Annotated in this window: 20 protein-coding genes and 3 pseudogenes; 17 read left to right on the top strand and 6 right to left on the bottom strand. The window is 66.5% G+C overall.

What is annotated here, in order from left to right:
- The first annotated feature begins 61 nt into the window (after positions 1-61).
- From AC07NI_RS09765 to AC07NI_RS09755, 3 genes and pseudogenes are all read left to right on the top strand, one after another.
- Positions 62-301, top strand: a complete 240-nt coding sequence (locus AC07NI_RS09765) for a type II toxin-antitoxin system VapB family antitoxin (RefSeq protein ID WP_494618412.1) — start codon at positions 62-64, stop codon at positions 299-301.
- Positions 302-622: pseudogene (locus tag AC07NI_RS09760) on the top strand (type II toxin-antitoxin system VapC family toxin); the annotation flags it as partial. It abuts the gene before it with no gap.
- Positions 618-1,890: pseudogene (locus AC07NI_RS09755) on the top strand (BaiN/RdsA family NAD(P)/FAD-dependent oxidoreductase). The pseudogenes AC07NI_RS09760 and AC07NI_RS09755, both read left to right, overlap by 5 nt.
- Here AC07NI_RS09755 and AC07NI_RS09750 read toward each other — a convergent pair.
- Together AC07NI_RS09750 and AC07NI_RS09745 are read right to left on the bottom strand one after the other, a co-directional pair.
- Complete coding sequence (locus tag AC07NI_RS09750; protein WP_494618410.1) at positions 1,887-3,236, bottom strand: alpha/beta fold hydrolase; 1,350 nt, start codon at positions 3,234-3,236, stop codon at positions 1,887-1,889. The pseudogene AC07NI_RS09755 and the gene AC07NI_RS09750 overlap by 4 nt on opposite strands.
- 56 nt (positions 3,237-3,292) lie before the next feature.
- A complete protein-coding gene (locus tag AC07NI_RS09745; protein WP_494618408.1) occupies positions 3,293-3,739 on the bottom strand; it encodes an SgcJ/EcaC family oxidoreductase in 447 nt (148 codons plus the stop codon).
- A 374-nt stretch (positions 3,740-4,113) separates the two neighbouring features.
- Between AC07NI_RS09745 and rplJ the strand changes: the two genes are divergently transcribed.
- From rplJ to gst, 9 genes are all read left to right on the top strand, one after another.
- Complete coding sequence (gene rplJ / locus AC07NI_RS09740) at positions 4,114-4,632, top strand: 50S ribosomal protein L10 (RefSeq protein WP_494618406.1); 519 nt, start codon at positions 4,114-4,116, stop codon at positions 4,630-4,632.
- A 46-nt stretch (positions 4,633-4,678) separates the two neighbouring features.
- Positions 4,679-5,059, top strand: coding sequence for a 50S ribosomal protein L7/L12 (rplL, locus tag AC07NI_RS09735; protein WP_492924812.1), 381 nt, complete (start codon positions 4,679-4,681; stop codon positions 5,057-5,059).
- A 188-nt stretch (positions 5,060-5,247) separates the two neighbouring features.
- A complete protein-coding gene (locus AC07NI_RS09730; RefSeq protein ID WP_494618403.1) occupies positions 5,248-6,162 on the top strand; it encodes an RDD family protein in 915 nt (304 codons plus the stop codon).
- 63 nt (positions 6,163-6,225) lie between these two features.
- On the top strand, positions 6,226-7,269 hold the full coding sequence (locus AC07NI_RS09725; protein ID WP_494618398.1) for a WD40/YVTN/BNR-like repeat-containing protein: 1,044 nt from the start codon (positions 6,226-6,228) through the stop codon (positions 7,267-7,269).
- A gap of 78 nt (positions 7,270-7,347) precedes the next feature.
- Entirely contained in the window at positions 7,348-7,752 is a 405-nt protein-coding gene (locus tag AC07NI_RS09720) for a hypothetical protein (protein ID WP_494618395.1), read from the top strand.
- 61 nt (positions 7,753-7,813) lie between these two features.
- On the top strand, positions 7,814-7,975 hold the full coding sequence (locus AC07NI_RS09715; RefSeq protein ID WP_494618392.1) for a hypothetical protein: 162 nt from the start codon (positions 7,814-7,816) through the stop codon (positions 7,973-7,975).
- Between the two features lie 343 nt (positions 7,976-8,318).
- Positions 8,319-12,389 (top strand): DNA-directed RNA polymerase subunit beta, encoded by a 4,071-nt coding sequence (gene rpoB, locus AC07NI_RS09710; RefSeq protein ID WP_494618390.1) that lies wholly within the window; start codon positions 8,319-8,321, stop codon positions 12,387-12,389.
- Positions 12,390-12,487: 98 nt separating this feature from the next.
- Complete coding sequence (rpoC, locus tag AC07NI_RS09705; protein WP_494618386.1) at positions 12,488-16,678, top strand: DNA-directed RNA polymerase subunit beta'; 4,191 nt, start codon at positions 12,488-12,490, stop codon at positions 16,676-16,678.
- A gap of 83 nt (positions 16,679-16,761) precedes the next feature.
- Positions 16,762-17,463, top strand: a complete 702-nt coding sequence (gene gst, locus AC07NI_RS09700; protein ID WP_494618384.1) for a glutathione transferase, Atu5508 family — start codon at positions 16,762-16,764, stop codon at positions 17,461-17,463.
- Here the strand turns inward: gst and AC07NI_RS09695 are convergent.
- Positions 17,460-17,804: an ElaB/YgaM/YqjD family protein gene (locus AC07NI_RS09695; protein ID WP_494618382.1), complete on the bottom strand. Its 345-nt coding sequence runs from the start codon at positions 17,802-17,804 to the stop codon at positions 17,460-17,462. The two genes, gst and AC07NI_RS09695, sit on opposite strands and share 4 nt — an antisense overlap.
- 254 nt (positions 17,805-18,058) lie before the next feature.
- On the opposite strand from AC07NI_RS09695, the gene AC07NI_RS09690 reads away from it, so the two are divergent.
- Positions 18,059-19,852 (top strand): methyl-accepting chemotaxis protein, encoded by a 1,794-nt coding sequence (locus tag AC07NI_RS09690; RefSeq protein ID WP_494618380.1) that lies wholly within the window; start codon positions 18,059-18,061, stop codon positions 19,850-19,852.
- 6 nt (positions 19,853-19,858) lie between these two features.
- Here the strand turns inward: AC07NI_RS09690 and AC07NI_RS09685 are convergent, their stop codons facing one another.
- The 3 genes and pseudogenes from AC07NI_RS09685 to AC07NI_RS09675 form a co-directional block, all read right to left on the bottom strand.
- The gene (locus tag AC07NI_RS09685) at positions 19,859-21,766 is read right to left on the bottom strand and encodes a CocE/NonD family hydrolase (protein WP_494618378.1); all 1,908 of its coding nucleotides are present in this window, start codon (positions 21,764-21,766) and stop codon (positions 19,859-19,861) included.
- A gap of 105 nt (positions 21,767-21,871) precedes the next feature.
- Positions 21,872-22,651 carry a hypothetical protein gene (locus AC07NI_RS09680; RefSeq protein ID WP_494618375.1) on the bottom strand — a complete coding sequence of 260 codons (780 nt, stop codon included), beginning with the start codon at positions 22,649-22,651 and terminating at the stop codon, positions 21,872-21,874.
- A 123-nt stretch (positions 22,652-22,774) separates the two neighbouring features.
- A pseudogene (locus AC07NI_RS09675) lies at positions 22,775-23,021 on the bottom strand (hypothetical protein).
- 23 nt (positions 23,022-23,044) lie between these two features.
- Here AC07NI_RS09675 and rpsL point away from each other — a divergent pair.
- From rpsL to AC07NI_RS09655, 4 genes are all read left to right on the top strand, one after another.
- Positions 23,045-23,416, top strand: coding sequence for a 30S ribosomal protein S12 (gene rpsL / locus AC07NI_RS09670; RefSeq protein ID WP_004624021.1), 372 nt, complete (start codon positions 23,045-23,047; stop codon positions 23,414-23,416).
- A 12-nt stretch (positions 23,417-23,428) separates the two neighbouring features.
- Positions 23,429-23,902 (top strand): 30S ribosomal protein S7, encoded by a 474-nt coding sequence (rpsG, locus tag AC07NI_RS09665; protein ID WP_007661568.1) that lies wholly within the window; start codon positions 23,429-23,431, stop codon positions 23,900-23,902.
- Between the two features lie 108 nt (positions 23,903-24,010).
- On the top strand, positions 24,011-26,089 hold the full coding sequence (fusA, locus tag AC07NI_RS09660; protein WP_494618370.1) for an elongation factor G: 2,079 nt from the start codon (positions 24,011-24,013) through the stop codon (positions 26,087-26,089).
- A 124-nt stretch (positions 26,090-26,213) separates the two neighbouring features.
- A partial coding sequence (locus tag AC07NI_RS09655; protein ID WP_494618364.1) for a GTP-binding protein occupies positions 26,214-26,458 on the top strand: 245 nt, incomplete at its 3' end.

Below are 26,458 nucleotides of genomic sequence, written 5' to 3'. Positions count from 1 at the left end.
TTGGGGCGGGTTTGGTGGTTCGGCTAGCCGATGCTATCTTTCGTCTAGACGGAGATGCCTGATGCCCTTCCATGTCCGAGACGCCGAAGCTGACGCCATGTTGCGCCAATATGCCGAGGACAACCGCGTGGGGATCACGGACGCCATCAAGTTGGCGGTCCGGCGCGCTCGCGAAGCCGATGAAAAAGGGCGAGCCGAGAAGTTGGCGCGCATGCGCAGCGTAAGCGATCGGATCGCTGCGTTGCCAGACACGGGCATGAAGGTCGACAAGGCGTTCTTCGACGAGATGTCCGGCGACTAGATGTTCGTCGACGCCTCCGCATTCTGCGCCATCCTGTTGGGCGAAGCTGACCGAGACCGCTTTGAAGAGCGTCTTGCCAGCGCGGTCGGCGCCGTGACGTCGGGTATAGCGGTCTGGGAGACCGTCCGCAGTCTTGTGCGCGGTAAGGGGCTGACTGTCGCCGAAGCCGAGGCCGAGATGCTGCGCTACCTGGGCTTGGCCGAGATCGTGACCGTGGACATTGGTCTTCGGGAGGCGACCATGGCGCTCGATGCCTTTTCGCGTTTCGGCAAGGGTGTGCATCCGGCCAAGCTCAACATGGGCGACTGCTTCGCCTATGCCTGCGCGAAGATTCACGGCGTGCCGCTTCTCTACAAGGGCGACGACTTTTCCCAGACCGATATCGAGGCCGCGTGAGTCAGGACCAGACCTTCGACGTCGCCGTGATCGGTGGTGGGCCGGCTGGGCTGATGGCGGCCGAGACCGTGGCGCGCGCCGGGAAGTCCGTGGCGGTGTTCGAGAAGATGCCGACGTTTGGGCGCAAGTTCCTGATGGCTGGGCGAGGCGGGCTCAATCTTACGCATTCCGAGGAGTTCGAGCGGTTCTCGCAGCGTTACGGCGCGCGGTCGGCGGCGCTGGCGCCGATGCTGGAGGCGTTCGCGCCGAAGGATCTCGTCGCCTGGGCCGAGGGACTGGGGCAGGCGACCTTCGTCGGGGCCAGTGGTCGGGTGTTTCCGAAGGCGATGAAGGCCTCGCCGCTGTTGCGGGCCTGGCTGGCGCGGCTGGAGGGGCTGGGCGTGCAGTTGCGGACGCGGGCCGAGTGGACCGGCTGGAGCGCGGATGGCGGCCTGCTGATCAATGGCGAGGTCGTGCGGGCCAAGGCGGTGGTCCTGGCGCTGGGCGGGGCCAGCTGGGCCAAGCTTGGCTCGGACGCGGCCTGGGTTCCGGCGCTTGAAGGGCTTGCCGAGGTCGCGCCGTTCCGCGCCGCCAATTGCGGGTTCGATGTCGCCTGGAGCGAGGTGTTCCGCGAGCGCTTCGCCGGCGAGCCGCTGAAGAACATCGGCCTGCGCCACGGCGAAGCGCACGCGCGGGGTGACGCCATGGTCGCCGGCTACGGCCTGGAAGGCGGGGCGGTCTATGCGCTGGCCGCTAGCCTTCGCGATGCGGTCGAGGCCGAGGGCAAGGCGGTGCTGACCATCGACCTGCGGCCAGACATCCCCGTCGAGACCCTGGAGCGCCGGCTGCGCGCGCCGCGTGGCGGCCAGAGCCTGGCCAATTTCCTGCGCAAGGCGGTCAAGCTGTCGCCGGTCGAGGTCAATCTGCTGCGCGAGGCGCACGGCCTGGACCTGCCGGCCGAGCCTGCGGTTCTCGCTCAGGCCATCAAGGCCGCGCCGATCGTGCTGACCGCCGTCCAGCCGCTGGACCGCGCCATCTCGGCGGCCGGCGGCGTGACGTTCGAGAGCTTGGACGGCCTGGCGCTGCGCGATCGACCGAACATCATCCTGGCCGGCGAGATGCTGGACTGGGAGGCCCCGACCGGCGGCTACCTGCTTCAGGCCTGCTTCGCCACCGGCGTGGCGGCGGGCAAGCAGGCGCTGGCCCGGCTCTAGGGTTTCATCGCCGCCTTGATCTTGGCGGCCATCGCCTCGAGGTCCTTCGGATCGGCCGGCGCGTTCTCGGCCAGGTAGACCGGCTTGCCGGCGATGCGCGGGATCACGTGGACATGCAGGTGCGGCACGCTCTGGCCGACGCCGTTGTTCTGGATAAGCATGAAGCCTTCCAGCCCCAAGGCGTCGACCTCGGCCTGGCCGACCTTCTGGGCGACGGCCATGACCTTGGCGAGGTCCTTGGGGGCGATGTCCAGCAGGGTGCGGGCCTTGGCGGTCTTGGAGATCACCAGCACATGGCCGGACTCCAGCGGGGCGCGATCCATGAAGGCCAGGACATCGGCGTCCTCATAGACCTTGTAGGCCGGCAGCTCGCCCCGGATGATCCTGGCGAAGACGTTGTTCGGATCATAGGCGGCCTTCAGCGGAATCCGCGGCCCGGTCGGCGCGATCGTCGGATCGAACCGGGCCAGCCAGCGGATCACCTCGCTCTCCAGCGCGATGCGCGCGTCCGAGAAGCTGTGGTCGGTGGCCATGTAGGTTTCGGTCAGCGCCTTTGCGCCCGCGCCGCGCGCGGCGGCGGCCAGCTTGCGCGTGCCCGGCGCGCCGGCGAACTCGGCGCCGATCAGCAGCAGCGGGCGGTCGGAGATCTGGGCGGTGAGCTTCTCCAGGTCCAGCTTGTCGGCGTCGCGCTCGATCTCGGCGACCAGGGCCTCGGGCGTCGTGGCCAGGGGGGCGGTGTCGGGGCGCATGCCCTCGATCACGGCCTTGCGGGCTTCGGGCGAGGTGATCCGCTCGCTGCGCGAGCCGATGTCCCAGGAGTCGATCAGCACCGCCCCGGCCACGCGCGGCTCGGCGGCGACCGCGTCGGCGGCCATGAAGCCGCCCATGCTGTGGCCGGCCACGACGATGCGCGCAGGATCGATATGGTATTTGGCGGCATTGGCGGGATCCAGCAGCCAGGCCACGGCCGCCTCGCCGTCGGCGCGGGCATTGGCGAAGCTGAACGTGCCCTGGCTGCCCCACGAGCCGCGATAGTTGATGCGCATGGCGTTCCAGCCGGCGCGGCGCACGGCCTGCAGCAGATCGATATTGGTCTCGTTGCCCGGGAAGCCGTGCAGGAACAGCAGGGTCGGATGCGGCTGGTCGCCCGAGGCCGTGTAGAGGATGGCGTTGACCTTCGAGCCCGCGATGTCGACCTGGAAGGCGGCCATGTCGGCCGGGTGATCCTTGTCGCGTACAGGATCGGTGACCACGGCCCTGGGTGTCGGTGGGGCCTTGAGCTCGGCGAAAGCCGGACTGGCGACAGCGAGCAGAAGCGCGGTCAGCGCGGCGATGGTGCGATGCATGGTGGGCCCCTCGGTGCGCGACCATAAAGCATGGTCCGGTCGCGCTTGGGGAGCCGTCACTTGGCCGGCGATTCCTTGGTCAGCTGACCGGTGGCGATCTTCCACTCGCCCTTCTCGGACGTCGCCACCAGGACCATGGCCCGCTGCAGGCCGGGCACGGGCTGGCCGTTCATCAGGAAGTCCATGTGGAAGAAGATCGTCGCCACGTCGGGGCGCAGCATGTGCACCTCGGGAACGTCCTTCTTGGTGATCGTGGTCTTGGCCGCCCAGCCGCCGACATGGACCTTGGCGAATTCCGACACGATGGCCTCGCGGCCGTGGGTCCGCTCTTCGGCGACAGGCACCCAGATGGCGTCGGGCGTGTAGAGCGCCTCGAAGGCCTTCGGATCGTGGGTGTTCCAGGCGGCGATGAAGCGGTCCGGAAGCGCTTCAGGCCCAGCCGCGTGGGCCAGGGCCGGGACCGATAGCAGAGCGGCGGTCAGGATGGCGGCGGTGCGGCGCATGGAGATCTCCCTCGGCGGCGAGGAGTAGGCCACGACTTTGACAATCCTCCTATCGCTCGCCTGTTGATATCCGCCGTCAGTTCGTCTATACGGCCCGCCTCTTCGCTGGACTCCGGTCCGACGGAGAACCTGTTTGAGAACTACGGGGCGTGGGGTCACCAACGCCATAATCGAGGAAGAGCCCTTCCTCGCCGTCGGGAGACAGGGATAGAGACGCCAAGTCTTCCTGCTCGTGACCTAATCGGTCCGAGACCGGAACGCGGCCGACTTTCCTTGAAACAGGCATATGCGACTCGCAAGCGGGAGCAATTCCGCATGGGACCGCATCTGGCTGCCGGAATGGTCCGGCCGCTGTTATTGAGTAGGAGACCGCAATGGACCGCGCTCAAAAGCAGGAATCGATCGAGTCGCTGAAAAGCGTCTTCGCCGATGCCGGCGCTGTCGTCGTGACCCACTACATGGGTCTGACCGTTGCGGAAATGACCGACCTTCGTCTTCGCCTCCGCAAGGAAGGCGCCGCGATCAAGGTTGTGAAGAACACCCTGGCCCTCAAGGCTCTGGACGGCAAGCTTGGTGACACGGGCTCCGCCCTGTTCACCGGCCCGGTCGCCATCGCCTACGGCCCGGACGCTGTCTCGGCCGCCAAGGTCGCGGTGCAGTTCGCCAAAGAAAACGACAAGCTCAAGATTGTCGGTGGCGTTCTGGACCAGACCAACGTGCTGGACGAAGCTGGCGTGCGTGCTCTGGCGACGCTGCCGTCGCTGGACGAACTGCGTGGCAAGCTTATCGGCCTCATCCAGGCTCCGGCGACCAAGATCGCTGGCGTCCTGCAGGCCCCGGCTGCCCAGCTGGCTCGCGTTTTCAACGCCTACGCGACCAAAGACGCCGCGTAACGGTCATCCCCGCATATCTATCCCAATCTCTCTAAGGAACTGACACATGTCGAAGCTCGAAAAGCTGGTCGAAGAACTGTCCACCCTGTCGGTGCTGGAAGCCGCTGAACTGTCGAAGCTGCTGGAAGAAAAGTGGGGCGTCTCGGCCGCCGCTCCGGTCGCCGTCGCCGCTGCCGGTGGCGCTGCCGCCCCGGTTGAAGCTGCTGAAGAGCAAACCGAGTTCACCGTTGTCCTGGTCGACGGCGGCGACAAGAAGATCAACGTGATCAAGGAAGTCCGCGGCGTCCGTCCGGACCTCGGCCTGAAGGAAGCCAAGGACCTGGTCGAAGGCGCTCCGCAGAACGTCGTCGAAAACGTCTCGAAGCAACAAGCCGACGAAGTCGCCAAGAAGCTGACGGAAGCCGGCGCCAAGATCCAAATCAAGTAATCTGGCCCCAGCTTTCGCTGGGATCGGGTTCCTTTTGGAACTGCTGGAACGGTCTCGGAGGGAAACCTCCGGGGCCGTTTTCTTTTGCGCGCTCGCCCGGCGGATGAAGCCGCTCGCCCGGAGGATGAGCCCCGATGCGGTCACGACCTGGGTTCGCGTAGGGGTGATGCGTGGGCGGGGGATCCTGGATGTCGCAGCGCTATTGGGGCTATGCCGGCCCGCAGGGGGAAGCCGGTCCCGTCTCGACGGACGAGCTGGCCCTGTTCCTGCGCGAGCGGCTGATCACCATCGACACGCCCGTCTGTCCGGTCGAGGGCATGCAGTGGGCGCCGCTGTCGCAATGGTTGCCGGAACTGGCCCCGTTCGGCGTGCGCTCGGCCGCGCCAGTTCCCTTGCCGGCTCCGAGACCCGCGCCCGCCCTGCCGGCGCCCGCGCCTTCGCCTTCACCTTGGGACGCGCCGTTCGCCGCGCCGGCGCCGCGCGCGTTTCCCGAGGACTCCGCGCCCTTCGTCCTGACGCCGGCGCCGGCCGCGCCTGTCAGCGGCTGGACCGACCGCAAGCCGCACGCCTGGCGGCGCTACTGGGCGCGGATGTTGGACATCGTGGTGACGGGCGGCCTGACCTGGGGGGTGATCGGTTTCGTCGGCGGATTCGTCGCGCCCGAGCCGACCACGGCCTTCTTCAAGTTCCTGACGACGACGGCGATGGGCAAGCTGGCCGATGTCCTGCTGACCTTGGTGGTGGCGATACCGGGCAACGCCATCCTGCTGGGCATGACCGGCGGGACGCTGGGCAAGTGGCTGTTCGGGATCAAGATCGTGCGGCCCGACGGGCGGCCGATCGGGGTGTTCGCCGCGCTGTGGCGGGAGATCCGCGTGTGGTTCCAGGGCATGGCCATGGGCATCCCGCTGATCTCGCTGTTCACGCAGTTCGCCGGCTTCTCCTGGCTGAAGGACGACGGCCACGCGCCGTGGGACAAGCCGAGCCGGCGCGTGGCGCTGCATCGGCCGGGCGGCGCGGGGCAGGTGTTCCTGACCCTGCTGGGCCTGGTCCTGCTGGTCGGCGCGCGGATCGCGCTGACGATGCTGAGCAAGGCGTCCTGACAGAGGCCTTGAACCAGGACGCCGACGCTTCCTAAGCTGACGGTTCGTCGAAAGGCCGTCGTCATGATCCACACCCCCTCGCGCCGCGACCTGATCGTCGGCGCCGCCGCCCTGGCCGCCACGCCGGCCTTCGCTCAGGACGGCCTCGCCGAGGGTGTGGGCGGCATCCGCATGCCGGCTTCGGTGGTGGACAGCGAGCTGCGCGGCCTCTCGCCGACCGGGGGCAAGAGCTACTGGGCGTCCGGCTCGAAGGGCTGGCTGGTGCGGGGGCATGACGAGCGGCAGGACGGGATGCGGATCGTCGGGGCCGAGACGCTCGACTTCCGCGGCCTGCACGCCTTCGACGACAACCACGTCCTGGCCATGAGCGCCGGGCCGGCCGAGGCCTCGCAGCTGTGGCGCACCAGGGACGGCGGCAAGACCTGGAAGCGGATCGCCGCCAACCAGGACCGGGACGGCTTCTGGGACTCGATCGCCTTCGTCGACAAGAAGCGCGGCTTCATCCTGGGCGATCCGACGCAAGGGCGGTTCACGGTGCTCTACACCGCCGACGGCGGCGAGACCTGGGCGCGCCTGAAGGACGAGGGCGTGCCGCCGGCCGCGCCGAACGAGGGGGCCTTCGCGGCCAGCAACGGCTGCGTGGCGATCGGCCCGCGCGGCCAGGTCGCCTTCTGCACCGGCGGTGCGGGCAAGGCGCGGGTCTATGTCTCGCGCGGCGGGGGCGGGGTGTTTGTCGCCACCGACACGCCGATCCTGGGCGATGCGGCGTCGAAGGGCGCCTTCGCCGTGGCCTATGACAAGCACGGCGTGCTGTGGGTCTGCGGCGGCGACTACCAGAAGCCACGGGCCGAGGGCGTGAACCTGGCGCGGCTGGACCCGGGCCGGGTCAGCTTCGAGCCGGTCGCCGCGCCGGCGGGCTATCTGTCGGGGATCTCGGTCAAGGGCTCGACCGTCATCGCCACGGGCCTGGCCGGCACGATCGTCAGCCGCAAGGGCGCGCCGTTCCAGCGGGTCTCGGCCGCGCCAATGAACACCGTGCGCCTCAGCTCGGAAAAATCCGCCGTGCTGTGCGGGCCCAAGGGCGCCATCGGTCTCTGGCGGGCCTGACAAAGCTCAAGCTTTTCAACGCCGCTCGCGTGGCGTGTTTCTTGCAACCTCCGGGCGTGGTCGCTGCGGAGGGCTGCAATGTCGGTCTCGAGCTACGGGAATGGGAACTGGGCGGTCTTTGCCGCCGCCAGCGCCGATCGTACGCGCGGCACGGCGACCGCCCGCGCCGACACGGCGTCCAACAGCGACATCGACACCGTCCGCGAGAAGGGCCTGACCGCCTTCGCCAAGCAGGCCAAGGCCGAGGCCTGGGCCGAGAAGATCCGGCGCTGGAAGGAAGAGGCCATGAAGGCGATGGGCCTGACCGAGGAGAAGCTCGCGGCCATGTCGCCGGAGGACCGGGCCAAGGCCATGGAGAAGATCGACGAGTTCGTGCGGCGCAAGATCGAAGAGGCCATGGAGTCGGCCCGCGAGGAGGCCAAGCGCAAGGGCGACAAGCTGGGCGGGACCGCCGTTCCCCAATTCGTGGACTTCCAGGCCTGAGGCAGGGAACGCCAAGCCAAGCTGTGCGCTAACGGCGGGTCAGCCTCAGGGAAGCTTTGCCATGCTCAAGGTCGCCGGTGTCCTGCTCGTCCTGATGATCCTGTTCGGGGTCCTGGGCTTCGTCGCCAATGTGGCCGGGGCCATCACCAAGGTCGCGTTCTTCGTCTGCCTGATCGCCCTGGGCGTCTCGCTGGTGATGAAGATGCTGAACAAGCAGGCTTAGGCCGAACCTGGTTCGTTGAAAGCCTGACCGTACAAGGCGAACGGAATTCGCAAGGCCTATTTACGCCTCTTTACGAATCCCCCTTTCCTTCCCCGCTCGGTTCCCCTATATCCCCGCGTTCACGATTACATCGGCGGAGCGTATCCACGCGTCCGTATTACGCCCCGAGGCGCGATCAACAGCCCTCCGATCGCGCGAAGGGGCGCCCTCAGGCTTCCGGTCCCGGTCGCCTGACAGGGGAATTCCAGCGTCCGCAGCTCCCTCCAGCAGGCGAGCGGCGAGGGTGGACGCTACGGACATTCGAATTCACGCGCGGATTCCGTCCGCGCCGCAGGGAAACAACATGGCGCAATCCTTCACCGGCAAGAAGCGGATCCGGAAGTCGTTCGGTCGCATCCCCGAAGCTGTGCAGATGCCGAACCTGATCGAGGTTCAGCGCTCCTCCTACGAACAGTTCCTGCAGCGCGAGGTCCGTCCGGGCCAGCGTCGCGACGAAGGTGTCGAAGCGGTCTTCAAGTCGGTGTTCCCGATCAAGGACTTCAACGAACGCGCCGTCCTGGAATATGTTTCGTACGAGTTCGAAGAGCCCAAGTACGACGTTGAGGAATGCATCCAGCGCGACATGACCTTCGCGGCGCCGCTGAAGGTCAAGCTGCGCCTGATCGTGTTCGAAACGGAAGAAGAAACCGGCGCCCGCTCGGTCAAGGACATCAAGGAGCAGGACGTCTACATGGGCGATATCCCGCTCATGACGGACAAGGGCACCTTCATCGTCAACGGCACCGAGCGCGTCATCGTCTCGCAGATGCACCGCTCGCCGGGCGTGTTCTTCGACCACGACAAGGGCAAGACCCACGCCTCGGGCAAGCTGCTGTTCGCCGCCCGCGTGATCCCGTACCGCGGCTCGTGGCTGGACTTCGAGTTCGACGCCAAGGACATCGTCTACGTCCGTATCGACCGTCGCCGTAAGCTGCCGGCCACGACCTTCCTCTATGCCCTGGGCATGGACGGCGAAGAGATCCTGACCACGTTCTACGACGTCGTCCCGTTCGAAAAGCGCGCGGGCGGCTGGGCCACCCCGTACAAGCCCGAGCGCTGGCGCGGCGTGAAGCCGGAGTTCCCGCTGGTCGACGCCGACACGGGCGAGGAAGTCGCTCCGGCCGGCACCAAGATCACGGCTCGCCAGGCCAAGAAGTTCGCCGACGGCGGCCTCAAGACCCTGCTGCTGGCTCCGGAAGCCCTGACGGGCCGCTATCTGGCGCGCGACGCGGTCAACTTCTCGACCGGTGAAATCTACGCCGAAGCCGGCGACGAGCTGGACGTCACCTCGATCCAGGCCCTGGCCGATCAAGGCTTCGACACCATCGACGTGCTGGACATCGACCACGTCACGGTCGGCGCCTACATGCGCAACACCCTGCGCGTGGACAAGAACGCCGTCCGTGAAGACGCGCTGTTCGACATCTATCGCGTCATGCGTCCGGGCGAGCCGCCGACCGTTGAAGCGGCCGAAGCGATGTTCAAGTCGCTGTTCTTCGACGCCGAGCGCTACGACCTGTCGTCGGTGGGCCGCGTGAAGATGAACATGCGCCTGGAGCAGGACGTGTCGGACGAAGTCCGCATCCTGCGCAAGGACGACGTCCTGGCCGTGCTGAAGGTCCTGGTGGGCCTGCGCGACGGTCGCGGCGAAATCGACGACATCGACAACCTGGGCAACCGTCGCGTCCGCTCGGTCGGTGAGCTGCTGGAAAACCAGTACCGCGTCGGCCTGCTGCGCATGGAACGCGCCATCAAGGAACGCATGTCGTCCGTCGACATCGACACCGTGATGCCGCACGACCTGATCAACGCCAAGCCGGCCGCCGCCGCCGTCCGCGAATTCTTCGGCTCCTCGCAGCTGTCGCAGTTCATGGACCAGACGAACCCGCTGTCGGAAATCACCCACAAGCGTCGTCTCTCGGCCCTCGGCCCGGGCGGTCTGACCCGTGAGCGCGCCGGCTTCGAAGTCCGCGACGTCCACCCGACCCACTACGGCCGCATCTGCCCGATTGAAACGCCGGAAGGCCCGAACATCGGTCTGATCAACTCGCTGGCCACCCACGCGCGCGTCAACAAGTACGGCTTCATCGAGAGCCCGTACCGTCGCGTGAAGGACGGCAAGCCGCAGGACGAAGTCGTCTACATGTCGGCGATGGAGGAATCCAAGCACGTCATCGCCCAGTCGAACATCGCGGTGTTCGAAGGCGAGATCGTCGACGACCTGGTCCCGGGCCGCATCAACGGCGAACCGACGCTCCTGCAAAAGGAGACGGTCGACCTGATGGACGTGTCGCCGCGCCAAGTCGTGTCGGTGGCCGCCGCCCTGATCCCGTTCCTCGAAAACGATGACGCCAACCGCGCGCTCATGGGTTCGAACATGCAACGTCAGGCCGTGCCGCTGGTGCAGTCGGACGCCCCGCTGGTCGGCACCGGCATGGAAGCCGTCGTCGCCCGTGACTCGGGCGCCGTCGTCATCGCCAAGCGCACCGGCGTCGTGGAACAGATCGACGGCACCCGCGTCGTCATCCGCGCCACGGAAGAAACCGACGCGGCCCGTTCGGGCGTCGACATCTACCGGATGTCGAAGTTCCAGCGTTCGAACCAGTCGACCTGCATCAACCAGCGTCCGCTGGTGAAGGTGGGCGACCGGATCGTCGCCGGCGACATCATCGCCGACGGCCCGTCGACCGAGCTGGGCGAACTGGCCCTGGGCCGCAACGCGCTCGTCGCGTTCATGCCCTGGAACGGCTACAACTTCGAAGACTCGATCCTGATCTCCGAACGCATCGTCCGTGACGACGTCTTCACCTCGATCCACATCGAGGAATTCGAAGTCATGGCCCGCGACACGAAGCTCGGCCCGGAAGAAATCACCCGCGACATCCCGAACGTCGGCGAGGAAGCCCTGCGCAACCTCGACGAAGCCGGCATCGTGGCGATCGGCGCCGAAGTCCAGCCGGGCGACATCCTGGTCGGCAAGGTCACGCCGAAGGGCGAAAGCCCGATGACGCCGGAAGAAAAGCTCCTGCGCGCCATCTTCGGTGAAAAGGCCTCGGACGTCCGCGACACCAGCCTGCGCCTGCCCCCGGGCGTCGCCGGCACGATCGTCGACGTTCGCGTCTTCAACCGTCACGGCGTCGACAAGGACGAACGCGCCCTGGCCATCGAACGCGCCGAGATCGACCGTCTGGGCAAGGACCGCGACGACGAGTTCGCGATCCTGAACCGCAACATCTCGGGCCGTCTGCGCGAGCTGCTGGTCGGCAAGGTCGCTCTGTCTGGTCCCAAGGGCCTGTCGCGCGGCGAGATCACCTCGGAAGGCCTGGCGCAGATCGCCTCGGGTCTGTGGTGGCAGATCGCTCTCGAAGACGAGAAGGCGATGGGCGAACTGGAAAGCCTGCGCCGTCTGTTCGACGAGAACCGCAAGCGCCTCGACCGTCGTTTCGAAGACAAGGTCGACAAGCTGCAGCGCGGCGACGAACTGCCCCCGGGCGTCATGAAGATGGTCAAGGTCTTCGTGGCCGTGAAGCGCAAGCTTCAGCCGGGCGACAAGATGGCCGGCCGTCACGGCAACAAGGGCGTCATCTCGCGCATCCTGCCGATCGAGGACATGCCGTTCCTCGCCGACGGTACGCACGTCGACGTCGTCCTGAACCCGCTGGGCGTGCCTTCGCGCATGAACGTCGGTCAGATCTTCGAGACCCACCTCGGCTGGGCCTGCGCCAACCTCGGCAAGCAGATCACCAACCTGCTGGAAGACTGGCAGCACGGCGGTCAGAAGCAGGCCCTGATCGATCGCCTGCGTGACATCTACGGCCCGGACGAAGAACTGCCGGACACCGAAGAGGGTCTGGTCGAGCTGGCCAAGAACCTGGGCAAGGGCGTTCCGATCGCCACCCCCGTGTTCGACGGCGCGCGCATGGACGACATCGAGGGTCACCTCGAAATGGCCGGCGTCAACAAGTCGGGTCAGTCGATCCTGTTCGACGGCCTGACCGGCGAGCAGTTCAAGCGTCCGGTCACGGTCGGCTACATCTACATGCTGAAGCTGCACCACCTGGTCGACGACAAGATCCACGCCCGTTCGATCGGTCCGTACTCGCTCGTCACGCAACAGCCGCTGGGTGGTAAGGCCCAGTTCGGCGGTCAGCGCTTCGGGGAAATGGAAGTGTGGGCTCTGGAAGCCTACGGCGCGGCCTACACCCTGCAGGAAATGCTGACGGTGAAGTCCGACGACGTGGCCGGCCGGACCAAGGTCTACGAGTCGATCGTCCGTGGCGACGACACGTTCGAAGCCGGTATCCCGGAAAGCTTCAACGTGCTGGTCAAGGAAATGCGCTCGCTCGGCCTGAACGTCGAGCTGGAGAACAGCTGATCCGGATCTCCCTCCCTGGTCGGATGACCGGGGAGGGGCCTCCCGTCAGCCCTCTCCAACTTTGAATTTTCGCGGGTGATCCCGCAGAAGGAACCAAGATGAACCAGGAAGTCCTGAACATCTTCAATCCGGTCCAGGCCGCTCCGACCTTCGACCAGATCCGCATCTCGCTGGCCTCGCCGGAAAAGATCCGCTCGTGGTCGTTCGGCGAGATCAAGAAGCCGGAAACCATCAACTACCGCACGTTCAAGCCCGAGCGTGACGGCCTGTTCTGCGCCCGTATCTTTGGCCCGACCAAGGACTACGAATGCCTGTGCGGCAAGTACAAGCGCATGAAGTACAAGGGCATCATCTGCGAAAAGTGCGGTGTTGAAGTCACCCTGGCCCGCGTCCGCCGCGAGCGCATGGGCCACATCGAACTGGCCTCGCCGGTCGCCCACATCTGGTTCCTGAAGTCGCTGCCGTCGCGTATCGCCATGATGCTCGACATGCCGCTGAAGGACATCGAGCGCGTCCTGTACTTCGAATACTACATCGTCACCGAGCCGGGCCTGACCCCGCTGAAGCAGCACCAGCTGCTGTCGGAAGACGACTACATGCGTGCTCAGGAAGAGTACGGCGACGACAGCTTCACCGCCGAGATCGGCGCCGAGGCCGTCCAGAACCTGCTGAAGGCCATCGACCTCGAGAAAGAGGCCGAGCGTCTGCGCGAGGAACTGGCCGGCACCGTGTCGGACATGAAGCAGAAGAAGTACAGCAAGCGCCTGAAGATCCTGGAAGCCTTCCAGGAGTCGGGCAACCGTCCCGAGTGGATGGTGCTGACGGTCGTCCCGGTCATCCCGCCGGAACTGCGTCCGCTGGTGCCGCTGGACGGCGGCCGCTTCGCGACCTCGGACCTGAACGACCTGTATCGCCGGGTCATCAACCGTAACAACCGCCTGAAGCGCCTGATCGAGCTGCGCGCACCCGACATCATCATCCGCAACGAAAAGCGGATGCTGCAGGAGTCGGTCGACGCCCTGTTCGACAACGGCCGTCGCGGTCGCGTCATCACGGGCGCCAACAAGCGTCCGCTGAAGTCGCTGGCCGACATGCTGAAGGGCAAGCAAGGTCGCTTCCGTCAGAACCTGCTGGGCAAGCGCGTCGACTATTCGGGCCGTTCGGTCATCGTGGTCGGTCCCGAGCTGAAGCTGCACGAGTGCGGCCTGCCCAAGAAGATGGCTCTGGAGCTGTTCAAGCCGTTCATCTACGCGCGTCTGGACGCCAAGGGCCTGTCGGGCACCGTCAAGCAGTCCAAGCGCATGGTCGAGCGCGAGCAGCCGCAGGTGTGGGACATCCTCGAAGAGGTGATCCGCGAACACCCGGTCATGCTGAACCGCGCCCCGACGCTTCACCGTCTGGGCATCCAGGCGTTCGAACCGAAGCTGATCGAGGGCAAGGCCATCCAGCTGCACCCGCTGGTCTGCGCCGCGTTCAACGCCGACTTCGACGGCGACCAGATGGCCGTGCACGTCCCGCTGAGCCTGGAAGCTCAGCTGGAAGCGCGCGTCCTGATGATGTCGACCAACAACATCCTGTCGCCCGCCAACGGTCGCCCGATCATCGTGCCGTCGCAGGACATCGTCCTGGGCCTGTACTACCTGTCGGTCGCCCGCGAGGGTGAGCCGGGCGAAGGCAAGATCTTCGCCGACCTGGGTGAAATCGAAGCCGCCATGGACGCCGGCGTCATCTCGCTGCACGCCAAGATCAAGGCGCGCCACACCGAGATGACTCCGGAAGGCGTCCTGCTGCGCAAGGTGATCGACACCACGCCGGGCCGGATGAAGATCGCCGCCCTGCTGCCGCACCACCCGCAGATTGGCCACCGCCTGATCGAAAAGGCGCTGACCAAGAAGGAAATCGGCAATCTGATCGACATCGTCTACCGCCACTGCGGTCAGAAGGCGACGGTCATCTTCGCCGACAAGGTCATGGGTCTGGGCTTCAAGGAAGCCGCCAAGGCCGGCATCTCCTTCGGCAAGGACGACATCATCATCCCGAAGCGGAAGGAGGCGATCGTCGCCGAAACCCGCTCGCTGGCCGAAGAGTACGAGCAACAATACGCCGACGGCCTGATCACCAAGGGTGAGAAGTACAACAAGGTCGTTGACGCCTGGGCCAAGGCCACCGATCGCGTCGCCGACGAGATGATGGCCGAGCTTCAGATGAAGCATAAGGACGAGAACGGCCGCGAGAAGGAAATCAACGCCATCTACATGATGGCCCACTCCGGCGCCCGTGGTTCGCAAGCCCAGATGAAGCAGCTGGGCGGCATGCGCGGCCTGATGGCCAAGCCGTCCGGTGAAATCATCGAGACCCCGATCGTCTCGAACTTCAAGGAAGGCCTGACCGTTCAGGAGTACTTCAACTCGACCCACGGCGCTCGTAAGGGCCTCGCGGACACCGCGCTGAAGACCGCCAACTCGGGCTACCTGACCCGTCGTCTGGTCGACGTCGCGCAGGACTGCATCATCGTCGAGGAAGACTGCGGCACCACGAAGGGCATCACCCTGCGCGCCGTCGTCGAAGGCGGCGACGTGCTGGTCTCGCTGGGCACCCGCGTCCTGGGCCGCTTCACGGCCGAGGACGTCAAGGATCCGGGCACCGGCGAGCTGGTCGTTCCGGCCGACACCTATATCGACGAGAACATCGCCGACGCCATCGAGGCCGCGGTCGTCCAGTCGGTGAAGGTCCGCTCGGTCCTGACCTGCGAAGCCAAGGTCGGCGTCTGCGGCGCCTGCTATGGCCGCGACCTGGCCCGCGGCACCCCGGTGAACATCGGCGAAGCGGTCGGCGTCATCGCCGCCCAATCGATCGGTGAGCCCGGCACGCAGCTGACCATGCGTACGTTCCACATCGGCGGCACCGCCCAGGTGGCCGAGCAGTCGTTCTTCGAAGCCTCCAACGAGGGTACGGTCCGCGTGATCGGCCCGACCGTTATTGGCGCCGACGGCGCGCTGGTCATCATGAGCCGCAACACCTCGGTCAGCGTGCTGGTCGACGGCAAGGAGCGCGAAACCTACAAGCCGCCGTACGGCGCCCGCCTGCGGGTCAAGGACGGCGACCTGGTCAAGCGCGGTCAGCGCCTCGGCGATTGGGACCCCTACACCACCCCGATCATCACCGAAGTGGCCGGCAAGATCCGCGCCGAAGACCTGGTGGATGGCCTGTCCATCCGCGAGGAAGTCGACGAAGCGACCGGCATCGCCCAGCGCGTCATCGCCGACTGGCGTACGTCGGCTCGTGGTTCGGACCTGCGTCCGGCCATGGGCGTGCTGTCGGACGACGGCTCGTACAAGCGCCTGTCGAACGGCGGCGAGGCTCGTTACCTCCTGTCGGCCGGCGCCATTCTCTCCGTCGCCGATGGCGACGAAGTGAAGCCGGGTGAAGTCATCGCGCGTATCCCGACCGAAGGCGCCAAGACCCGGGACATCACCGGTGGTCTGCCGCGCGTCGCCGAACTCTTCGAAGCCCGCCGTCCGAAGGACTGCGCGGTCATCGCGGAAATGGACGGCCGTGTCGAATTCGGCAAGGATTACAAGAACAAGCGCCGGATCAAGATCACGCCGGACGTCGACGCCGATGGCAACCAAGCCGAAGCGGTCGAGTTCCTGATCCCGAAGGGCAAGCACATCGCCGTCCACGACGGGGACTTCATCTCCAAGGGCGAGTACATCATCGACGGCAACCCGGATCCGCACGATATCCTGCGCATCCTGGGCGTCGAGGCCCTGGCGAACTTCCTCGTCGACGAGATCCAGGAGGTCTATCGACTGCAGGGCGTGCCGATCAACGACAAGCACATCGAGACGATCGTTCGTCAGATGCTGCAGAAGGTCGAGATCCTCGAGCCCGGCGACACCGGCCTGATCAAGGGTGACCACCTTGATAAGCCGGAGTTCGACAAGGAACAGGACAAGGCTGTTGCTCGCGGCGGTCGTCCGGCTGTGACCCAGCCGGTGCTGCTGGGCATCACCAAGGCCTCGCTGCAGACCAAGAGCTTCATCTCGGCCGCGTCGTTCCAGGAAACGACCCGCGTCCTGACCGAAGCCTCGGTGCACGGCAAGACCGACACCCTGGAAGGCCTGAAGGAAAACGTCATCGTGGGTCGTCTGATCCCCGCCGGTACGGGTTCCTATCTGCGCAGCCTGCAGCGCGTCGCCGCCAAGCGCGACGAGCAGCTGGCCCAGCAGCGCGAAGAAGCGATGGAGCCGCTGCCGGCCGAAATCGCGCTCGCGGACGCCGAGTAAGCCTTCTGGCTTGAATGACTACGGAAAGGCCCGGGAGCGATCCCGGGCCTTTTTCGTTGGTCTGGGGCAGCCGCGAGGTCCCCATGTCCGACTACGAGCTCTACTACTGGTCCGCGCCGTTCCGGGGGCAGTTTGTCCGCGCCGTGCTAGCCCACGCAGGCAAGACCTGGACCGAAGGCGGCGACGACGCGATCGGCAAGCTGATGGGCGGGGCGGTGAAGGACATGCCGGTCCCGTTCATGGGCCCGCCGATGCTGGTCGACAAAAAGGCCAAGGTTGCCATCGCCCAGATGCCGGCGGTGATCCTCTATCTGGGCGAGACGCTGGACCTGCTGCCGGCGACGCCGGAGCTGCGCGCCCTGACCCTGAAGATCGTCTGCGACGCCAACGACGTCATCGACGAGCTGACCAACGACGGCGGCCGCGAGATGTGGACCGACAAGCGCTGGGCCGAGTTCGTCCCGCGCCTGCAGAAGTGGATGTCTTTCTGGGAGGAGACCGGCCGCCGCCACGGCCTGAAGGCCGACAGCGGCTTCCTGCTGGGCGGCGAGGCGCCGGGCATCGCCGACGTCGTCACCGCCACCCTGTGGTCGACGATCACTGACCGCTTCGAGCCGATCGGCGCGATCCTCGACGAGACCGCGCCGATGACCGCCACCCTGTTCCGCCGCGTCGCCGACCTGCCGCCGCTGCGCGCGCTAGCCGACAAGGCCCGCGAGGACTACGGCGACACCTGGAGCGGCGGCCAGATCGAGGCGTCGCTGCGGAAGGTGCTGAAAGCCTAGCGCGGTTCGCGCACGTAGATGGTCTTGGTCGAGCGGCCGCGCAGCAGCAGGCCCAGCACGACGCCGATACCCACCGCGACGCCCAGGGCGCGAGCCGGCTTCTGGTGCACCCAGGCCTCCAGGTCGCCGTAGCGGGTCTGGATCTCGTCGCCGGCCTGGGCGGCGATGTCCTTGACGCGGGCGCGGGTCTCACCGACCACGTCCGAGGCGACGTCCTTGAGGCTGTCATAGGCGTCGTGGGCCGTGCTGGCGACGGCCTTGAGCTTGGGCTCGACCTTGGCGCGGACGCCCGAGGCGGCTTTGGTGGTCTGGGCGGTCAGGCTGTCGGCATAGTCGGTCATGATCGAACCTCGAGGGGGAAGGGGACGCGGCTCGCCGCGAGACGCTTGCACAACCCCGGGCGTCGAGGAGCGTTCCTGCCGTCCAGGCTCAACAAGGGCGACTTCGAAGCGGCGTGCGCGACCCCAAGCTGCAGGTCCCCGCGACCGAACGTCGCGGACCGCCACGGTGACGGTTCCATAACGTTGATATTCATCAAGATTTTAAACCATGCGGGCGATGCAGGCTTTTGATCCGCCTCAAATTCCCAGAGCCCATGCGCGCCAGCATCTCCACCAAGGTCAGCCTGACCATCGCCGCCGCCTTCCTTGTCCTGACCGTCGCGGTCCTGGGGATCGTGGCGCACAGCTCCCTCGACTTCGCGCGCCGCCAGGCGACGCAGGCGCAGGAAGCCAGCATGCGGGTGGCGTGGGACGTGGTCGGCGAGCGCGGCAAGACGTTCAGCCGCCAGGGCGACAGGCTGCTGGTCGGCGACCACGCCCTGAACGGCGACTTCGACGGCGTCGATCGCGTCAAGACCCTGGTCGGCGGCACCGCCACCGTCTTCATGGGCGACAAGCGGATCACCACCAATGTCACCAAGGACGACGGCTCGCGCGCCGTCGGCACCAGCCTGGCCAAGGGCCCCGTCTATGACGCGGTGCTGGGCAAGGGCGAGCCCTATCGCGGCGAGGCCAAGATCCTGGGCAAGCCGTTCTTCGTCGCCTACGACCCGATCAAGGACGCCAGCGGCCAGGTGATCGGCGTGCTCTATGTCGGCGTGCCGCAGGCCGACTACTTCCAGCCCGTCTATCACCAGCTGACCCTGCTGGCGGCCGCGTGCCTGCTGCTGGGCCTGGCTGGGGGCGGGGCCTCGGTGCTGATGACCCGTCGCCAGCTGTCGCCGCTGTCGACCCTGCGCGACGCCATGAGCCGGCTGATGGGCGGGGACCTCTCCGTCACCCTGCCGTTCGCCGGCCGCCAGGACGACATCGGCCTGATGGCCGACGCCGTGCACCAGTTCCGTGACGGGGCCCTGGAGAAGAACCGCATCGCCGCCGAGGCCGCCGCCCATCGCGAAGCCTCGGAAGCCGAGCGCGACGCCGCCGGGGCCGACAGCGCCCGCCGCTCGGCCGAGCAGGCCCAGGTTGTCCGTCGTCTGGCCGAGAGCCTGCACCGCCTGTCGGACGGCGACCTGACCGTTCGCCTGTCCGAGCCTTTCGCCCACGACTACGAGGGCCTGCGCGCCGACTTCAACCGCGCCGTCGAGGGCCTGGAAGGCGCGATGGCCGCCGTGGTCTCGGCCGTGTCGGGGCTGAACGCCGGGGCCGGCGGCATCGCCACGGCCGCCGACGACCTGTCACGCCGCAGCGAGGCCCAGGCCGCCAGCCTGGAAGAGACCGCCGCCGCGCTGGACGAGATCACCGCCACCGTCCGCAGGACGGCCGACGGCGCCAAGGAAGCCCACCGCGCCGTCAGCGACGCTCAGACCGAAGCCGGCCGTTCGCGCGAAGTCGTCGCCTCGGCCGTCGAGGCGATCGGCGGCATCGAGGCCTCGTCCCGCCAGGTGGCCCAAATCATCGGCGTCATCGACGAGATCGCCTTCCAGACCAACCTGCTGGCGCTGAACGCCGGCGTCGAGGCGGCCCGCGCGGGCGAGGCCGGTCGTGGTTTCGCTGTCGTGGCGCAGGAAGTGCGGGCGCTCGCCCAGCGCTCGGCCGACGCGGCCAAGGAGATCAAGATCCACATCGGCGACTCGGCGCGCCAGGTGGAGTCGGGCGTGTCGCTGGTCGGCGCGGCGGGCGAGACCCTGCAGCGCATCGCCAACCAAGTCGGCGCGATCAGCGCGGTGATCACCGAGATCGCCGCCTCGGCCCAGGAGCAGTCGGCGGGCCTGTCGCAGGTCAACACCGCCGTGAACCAGATGGACCAGGGCACGCAGCATACAACGGCCATGGCCAGCCGCTCGGCGGCGTCGAGCCAGTCGCTGTTGGACGAGGTCAACGGCCTGGCGGCCCTCGTCCAACGCTTCAAGGTCGGCGGCGCGGCGTCGATGCGACGCGCCGCCTAACCAGCCTTACTTCCGGCCCACCACCGGCAGCTCGATATACGACTCCTCGCCGGCCGCGTGGTGCACGGCGTTGTTCGCCACCACGAACTTCGTCTCCTTCTCGTTGGCGCCGCCGGTGTTCAGGTTGCGGACGAACTTCGGGAAGTTGGACGAGGTGACCTCCACCCGGATGCGGTGGCCGCGCAGGAAGGTGTTGGACGTCGTGATCGGCGTTGGCTTGACCGTGTAGGTCTGGCCGGCCGTCATCATCGCGGGCTTCTCGTAGCTGTCGCGATAGCGGGCGCGTATGATGGTGTCGCCCAGGATATAGGCCGTGCCGTCCGGCGCGACGTCGACCAGCTTGACGGCGAAGTCGGTGTCCTTGGCGTCCGACGACACCTTCAGGAAAGCCCGCACGAAGCCCGAGACCTCCAGCGGCTCGGTCAGCGGCTCGCTGGTGTAGACGAGCACGTCGTCGCGGGCCTCGACCCCGCGCTGGTCGAAGGCCCCGGCCGTGACCAGGCCGCCGTTGCAGCAGTCGCCGCCGCCGACGGTCTGCACCGGATTGGCCGGATCATAGGCGTAGCGGTCGGCCTGCTCGCCGGCGGCGGGGGCCGCGGCGCTCAGCTTGCCGTCGCCGGCCAGGCTGTTGGCGCGGCCGCCCGAGCGCAGATAGAGCCGCATCGGGGCCGAGCCTTCCGGCGGCCACTGGGCCGAATGCTTCCAGGTATTCTCACCCATCGCGTAGTAGCGCACCGCCGGGGTGGTCTTCGGGAAGGCGTTGACGTCGCCCTTCAGCCAGCGGTCGAAGAAGGCGTAGACCTCCTTCTCGCTGTCGAAGTTGGGGTTGCCCAGGTCGCGGTCGCCCGACTTGAACGGAGCCATCAGCGTCCGCGCGCCAAAGCCGCAGTGGTTGTTGGGCGCGACGATGGCGTACTGGTTGGCGCTGGCTTCCTTGTCCGAGTTCACGGTGCGGGCGTGGTTGAACAGGGCCAGGTTCGGGCCGATCGACACGTCGTACCAGGAATTGAACCACAGGGCCGGCACGCCCCAGCCCTCGCTGTCGTGATAGAGGCCGCCCTTGCGCCAGGCCGGATCGGCCGGGCCGTCGCGGTTGATCAGCTCCTCGAACGTGCCCTTGGGCTCGCCCAGGTCCTTGAGCATCTCATTGACCGGCAAGTGGCGGATCTGGCTGGGCCACTTCACGTCGGGCTTCTTGGCTTCCAGGTCGTTGTACTTGGCCAGGCGGGCGATGGTCTGGGAGTCCAGGCCTTTGGGCGGCTGGGCGCGCAGCGGGTTGTCGACGTCGTACAGCCACACGAAGAACAGGTTGCGCGGCACGCCGCCGGTGTACCAGTTGCCCTGCTCCTGGAACTCGCCGACCTTGCCGATGCCCGCGCCCGAGGCCTGTGGGACCATGGCCGTGTGGTTCGGATGGTTCTGGCCGGCCAGGGCCAGCTGCCACTCGGCCGAGGACGAGCAGCCGCGCGTGCCGATCTTGCCGTTCGACCAGCTCTGCTTGGCGATCCAGGTCAGGGTGTCGTAGCCGTCCGTCTGCGGATGGCCGAGGATCTCCCACTCGCCCTCGGAGTAGTAGCGGCCGCGCTCGTTCTGCAGCACCAGGGCGTAGCCGTGCTTGATGGCGTCCAGCGCGTTGCGGGTGCTGCCGGCCTTGTACGGAAGCTCGTTGTACGGTGTCTTGATGAAGATGGTCGGCAGTGGTCCGGTCGCGCCCTTGGGGCGGTAGACATTGGTCGACAGCCGCACGCCGTCGCGCATCGGCACCATGACGTACATCTGCACGTCGGCCTTGGCCGCCAGTTCCTTGTCGAGCGCGGCGTCCGAAAACTGCGAATAGTCCTGGGCCAGCACGGCCGACGGCGCGGTCGCCGTCGCCAGGATCAGCGCGGCGCACAATGAAGCCGAAAAACGCATAACGTCCCCTCACAACCACGGCGCGCTTCTTGAGCCCGCGCGCCTACCTGAGGGGGAGGGTATTCGGCGGGCACACGGATGAAAGCCCTTTTTAGCGCCCCACTCTCAACGTTGATCGTTGTCGCGCGAGCGCTGCTTGGCGCGGACATCGGCCTTGCGGTAGTCGTCGATCTGCTTGAGGCGCTGCTGCTGGGCGTTGAGCGGGTTGCCCAGGGCGTCCTGCCCGGCCCCGAGCACGAAGGGGATCTCCTTCATCGTGCCGGGCTGGTCCTTGCTGCGATGGTCGACGCCCACGCCCATCGGGGCCGCCTTCGCCTTGCGGGCCAAGTCCTGCATGATGGCCTGGGCCTCGAACTCGCGGGCCTTGGCGGCGTTCATCGGGCCGACATAGGTCCCGCGCGCCTGGGCCGCGCCGAAGCGCTCGTCGCACTTGTCGCGCTCCTGGCGGTTCAGGCCGACGGCGTCGGCGCTGACGCAACCTGTGGCGCTGCCGCGCAGGGCCGAGCGCAGGTCGCCGCCGCTGGCGCCCGGCAGCGGGGCCGGATGGTAGGCTGTCCCGGGCTTGGCGATGCCGGCGGCGGGAACGGACAGGGTCGGGACGCCGGCCGGCGCGGCGCGGGTCGGCGCGCGCACCTGGAACGGCAGCACGGGGGAGGGGGGCACCGTCGCCGAGGCCGGCGCGGGGCGCGGCTCCGGCAGTTCCTGAGGGACCGGCCGCTGCAGGTCCAGGGTCATCACCGACAGGTCCTCGGCGACCATGTCTTCCAGCATCGGCCGCGCGGGAATCGCCAGCCAGGCCAGCAACGCCACGTGCAGCAGCAGCGAACCGGCGAGAATCGTCGCCCGTCGCCTGTTGTCCCTGCTGCTCCTGACGCTGACGCTCACCCGGCCTCCGACACTTGCCCGCGCTCTTCCCACGTGGTGTGGAAGACCGGCAAGGCAAGACGCTCCATCCCGGCGGGAAAGTGCACAGCCTGCGGTGGCGAAAACTTGACCGTGCGCGAGCCCTTAAGGCGGCGTTAACCGGCGCAGGAACAGGCGGTTGACGTTCGGCGGCTTCGCGAGTACATACCGCGCTCTTTTTCGAGGCGTGCGTTCGCGTGCGTTCCGATGAGCTTCTGTTCCTCGTGGGCGGAGAACCCGCCGGTGTGCATCCGCGCCCCGGCGAGTTTCGTGTTTATCGGGTCTCCAAGCGGAGCCTTGAACCAAGAACAACAAAGACAAGGACCTGAAGCGCCCCGGCCGAAAGGCACACGCTTCCATCAGAGCAGAGACTTAATGCCTACCATTAACCAGCTCATCCGTAAGCCGCGCTCCCCGAAGCCGGTCCGGAACAAGGTGCCGGCCCTGAAGGGCTGCCCCCAACGTCGCGGCGTTTGCACGCGCGTCTACACCACGACCCCGAAGAAGCCGAACTCGGCTCTCCGTAAGGTCGCCAAGGTCCGTCTGACCACCGGCATCGAAGCCGTGTGCTACATCCCGGGCGAAGGCCACAACCTGCAGGAGCACTCGGTGGTGCTCATCCGCGGCGGCCGCGTCAAGGATTTGCCCGGCGTCCGTTATCACATCCTGCGCGGCGTCCTCGACACCCAAGGTGTCAAGGATCGTAAGCAGCGTCGTTCGCTCTACGGCGCCAAGCGTCCGAAGTAAGGAAAAAGAAGAATGTCCCGCCGCCGTCGCGCCGAGAAACGCCAAGTCCTGCCGGATCCCAAGTTTGGGGACCTGATTGTCACGAAGTTCATGAACTACGTGATGTACGAGGGCAAAAAAGCCGTCGCCGAAAACATCATCTATGGTGCTTTCGACATCCTGGAAAACAAGCGCAAGGACCAAGGTCCGCTTGAGACCTTCCACTCCGCCCTGGACAACGTCGCCCCGGCGATCGAAGTCCGGTCGCGCCGCGTCGGCGGCGCCACCTATCAGGTGCCGGTTGAAGTCCGTCCGGACCGTCGCCGCGCCCTGGCCATCCGTTGGCTGGTGACCGCCGCGCGCAAGCGTGGTGAGAACACCATGACCGAAAAGCTGGCCGGTGAGCTGCTCGACGCCTCGAACAACCGCGGCACCGCCGTGAAGAAGCGCGAAGACACCCACAAGATGGCTGAAGCCAACCGGGCGTTCTCGCACTACCGCTGGTAAGCTTTTCGCTATCAGCACTCTTTCAGGCGCGGGCGGTTTGCGATAAACCGCCCGCGCCGCACGTTTAAATGTCCCTGCCTCACCCGCAGCGCTACGCAGAGCTCCATCATGGCCCGCCAGCATAACATCGAAGATTACCGTAACTTCGGCATCATGGCGCACATTGACGCCGGGAAGACCACGACGACCGAGCGGATCCTGTATTACACGGGTAAGTCGCACAAGATCGGCGAAGTCCACGATGGCGCGGCCACCATGGACTGGATGGAGCAGGAGCAGGAACGCGGCATCACGATCACGTCGGCCGCGACGACCGCTTTCTGGAACGGCAAGCGCCTGAACATTATCGACACCCCCGGGCACGTCGACTTCACCATCGAAGTCGAACGCTCGCTGCGCGTCCTCGACGGCGCCGTGACGGTGCTGGACGGCAACGCCGGTGTTGAGCCGCAGACGGAAACCGTCTGGCGCCAGGCCGACAAGTACAAGGTTCCGCGCATCGTCTTCGTCAACAAGATGGACAAGATCGGCGCCGATTTCGACAAGTCGGTGGAATCGATCCGCGACCGTCTGGGCGCCAAGGCCGTGCCGATCCAATTCCCGATCGGTTCGGAAACGAACCTGAAGGGCCTCGTGGACCTGGTCCGCATGAAGGCCGTGGTCTGGGACAACGACGCCCTGGGCGCCAACTTCCGCGACGAGGAAATCCCCGCTGACCTGATGGCCAAGGCCGTCGAGGCCCGCGCCTACCTGGTCGAGAACGCCGTCGAACTCGACGACGAAGCCATGGAAGCCTATCTGGGCGGCGAAGAGCCCTCGGAAGCCACCATCAAGAAGTGCCTGCGTAAGGCCGTTCTGACCGGCGCCTTCTATCCGATCCTCTGCGGCTCGGCCTTCAAGAACAAGGGCGTGCAGACGCTCCTGGACGCCGTCGTCGACTACCTGCCGTCGCCGCTGGACATCCCGCCGACCAAGGGCATCGACTTCAAGACCGAAGAAGAAGTCGTGCGTCACGCCTCGGACGAAGAGCCGCTGTCGGTTCTGGCGTTCAAGATCATGGACGACCCCTTCGTCGGTTCGCTGACCTTCTGCCGCATCTACTCGGGCAAGCTGGAAACCGGCATGTCGCTGCTGAACGCCACGCGCGACAAGCGCGAGCGCGTCGGCCGCATGCTGCTCATGCACTCGAACAACCGCGAAGACATCAAGGAAGCCTATGCCGGCGACATCGTCGCCCTGGCCGGCCTGAAGGAAACCCGCACGGGTGACACCCTGTGCGATCCGCTGAAGTCGCCGGTCATCCTGGAGCGCATGGAATTCCCGGCTCCGGTCATCGAGATCGCCGTCGAACCCAAGTCGAAGGCCGACCAGGAGAAGCTGGGCGTCGCCCTGCAGAAGCTGGCCGCCGAAGATCCGTCCTTCACCGTCTCGACCGACCACGAGTCGGGCCAGACGATCCTGAAGGGCATGGGCGAGCTGCACCTCGACATCAAGATCGACATCCTGAAGCGCACCTACAAGGTCGAAGCCAACATCGGCGCGCCGCAGGTCGCCTATCGTGAATCGCTCGGCCGCAAGGTCGACATCGACTACACGCACAAGAAGCAGACCGGTGGTACGGGCCAGTTCGCCCGCGTCATGATCACCTTCGAACCGGGCGAGCCGGGTTCGGGCTTCGTGTTCGAGAACGCGATCGTCGGCGGCGCCGTGCCGAAGGAATACATCCCGGGCGTCCAAAAGGGCCTGGAATCGGTCAAGGACAACGGCCTACTGGCCGGCTTCCCGCTGATCGACTTCAAGGCGACCCTGACGGACGGCAAGTTCCACGACGTCGACTCGTCGGTCCTGGCCTTCGAAATCGCCTCGCGCGCCGCCTTCAAGGAGCTGCGCGAAAAGGGCGCTCCGAAGCTGCTCGAGCCGATCATGAAGGTCGAAGTCGTGACGCCGGAAGAATACCTGGGCTCGGTCATCGGCGATCTGAACAGCCGCCGTGGCATGATCCAGGGTCAAGACATGCGCGGCAACGCGACTGTCGTGAACGCCTATGTGCCGCTGGCCAACATGTTCGGTTACGTGAACACCCTGCGGGGTATGTCGCAAGGCCGCGCTCAGTTCAGCATGGTCTACGACCACTACGACCCGGTGCCGCAACACGTCGCCGACGAAGTGATCAAGAAGTACGCCTAAGCCTTTCCTCGCGGAAAAGCCTAGACGACGGATTGGGAAGGGGCTCTATGGGCCCCTTCCGACCCCACCCCAGACGTCCAACCTGTTTTGATAAAGGCCCCTCTGGGGTCCTGGAGCTAAGAAGATGGCCAAGGAAAAGTTCGAACGTAATAAGCCGCACTGCAACATCGGCACCATCGGTCACGTTGACCATGGCAAGACGACGCTGACGGCCGCGATCACGATCACGCTGGCGAAGTCGGGCGGCGCGACCGCCAAGAACTACGCCGACATCGACGCCGCGCCGGAAGAAAAGGCCCGCGGCATCACGATCAACACGGCTCACGTCGAGTACGAGACGGCCAACCGTCACTACGCGCACGTCGACTG

The organism is Caulobacter sp. GW821-FHT10E02 (assembly GCF_059415225.1).
The sequence above is the reverse complement of the archived record's forward strand: the minus strand, read 5'-3'. Positions and strand labels throughout refer to the sequence as shown.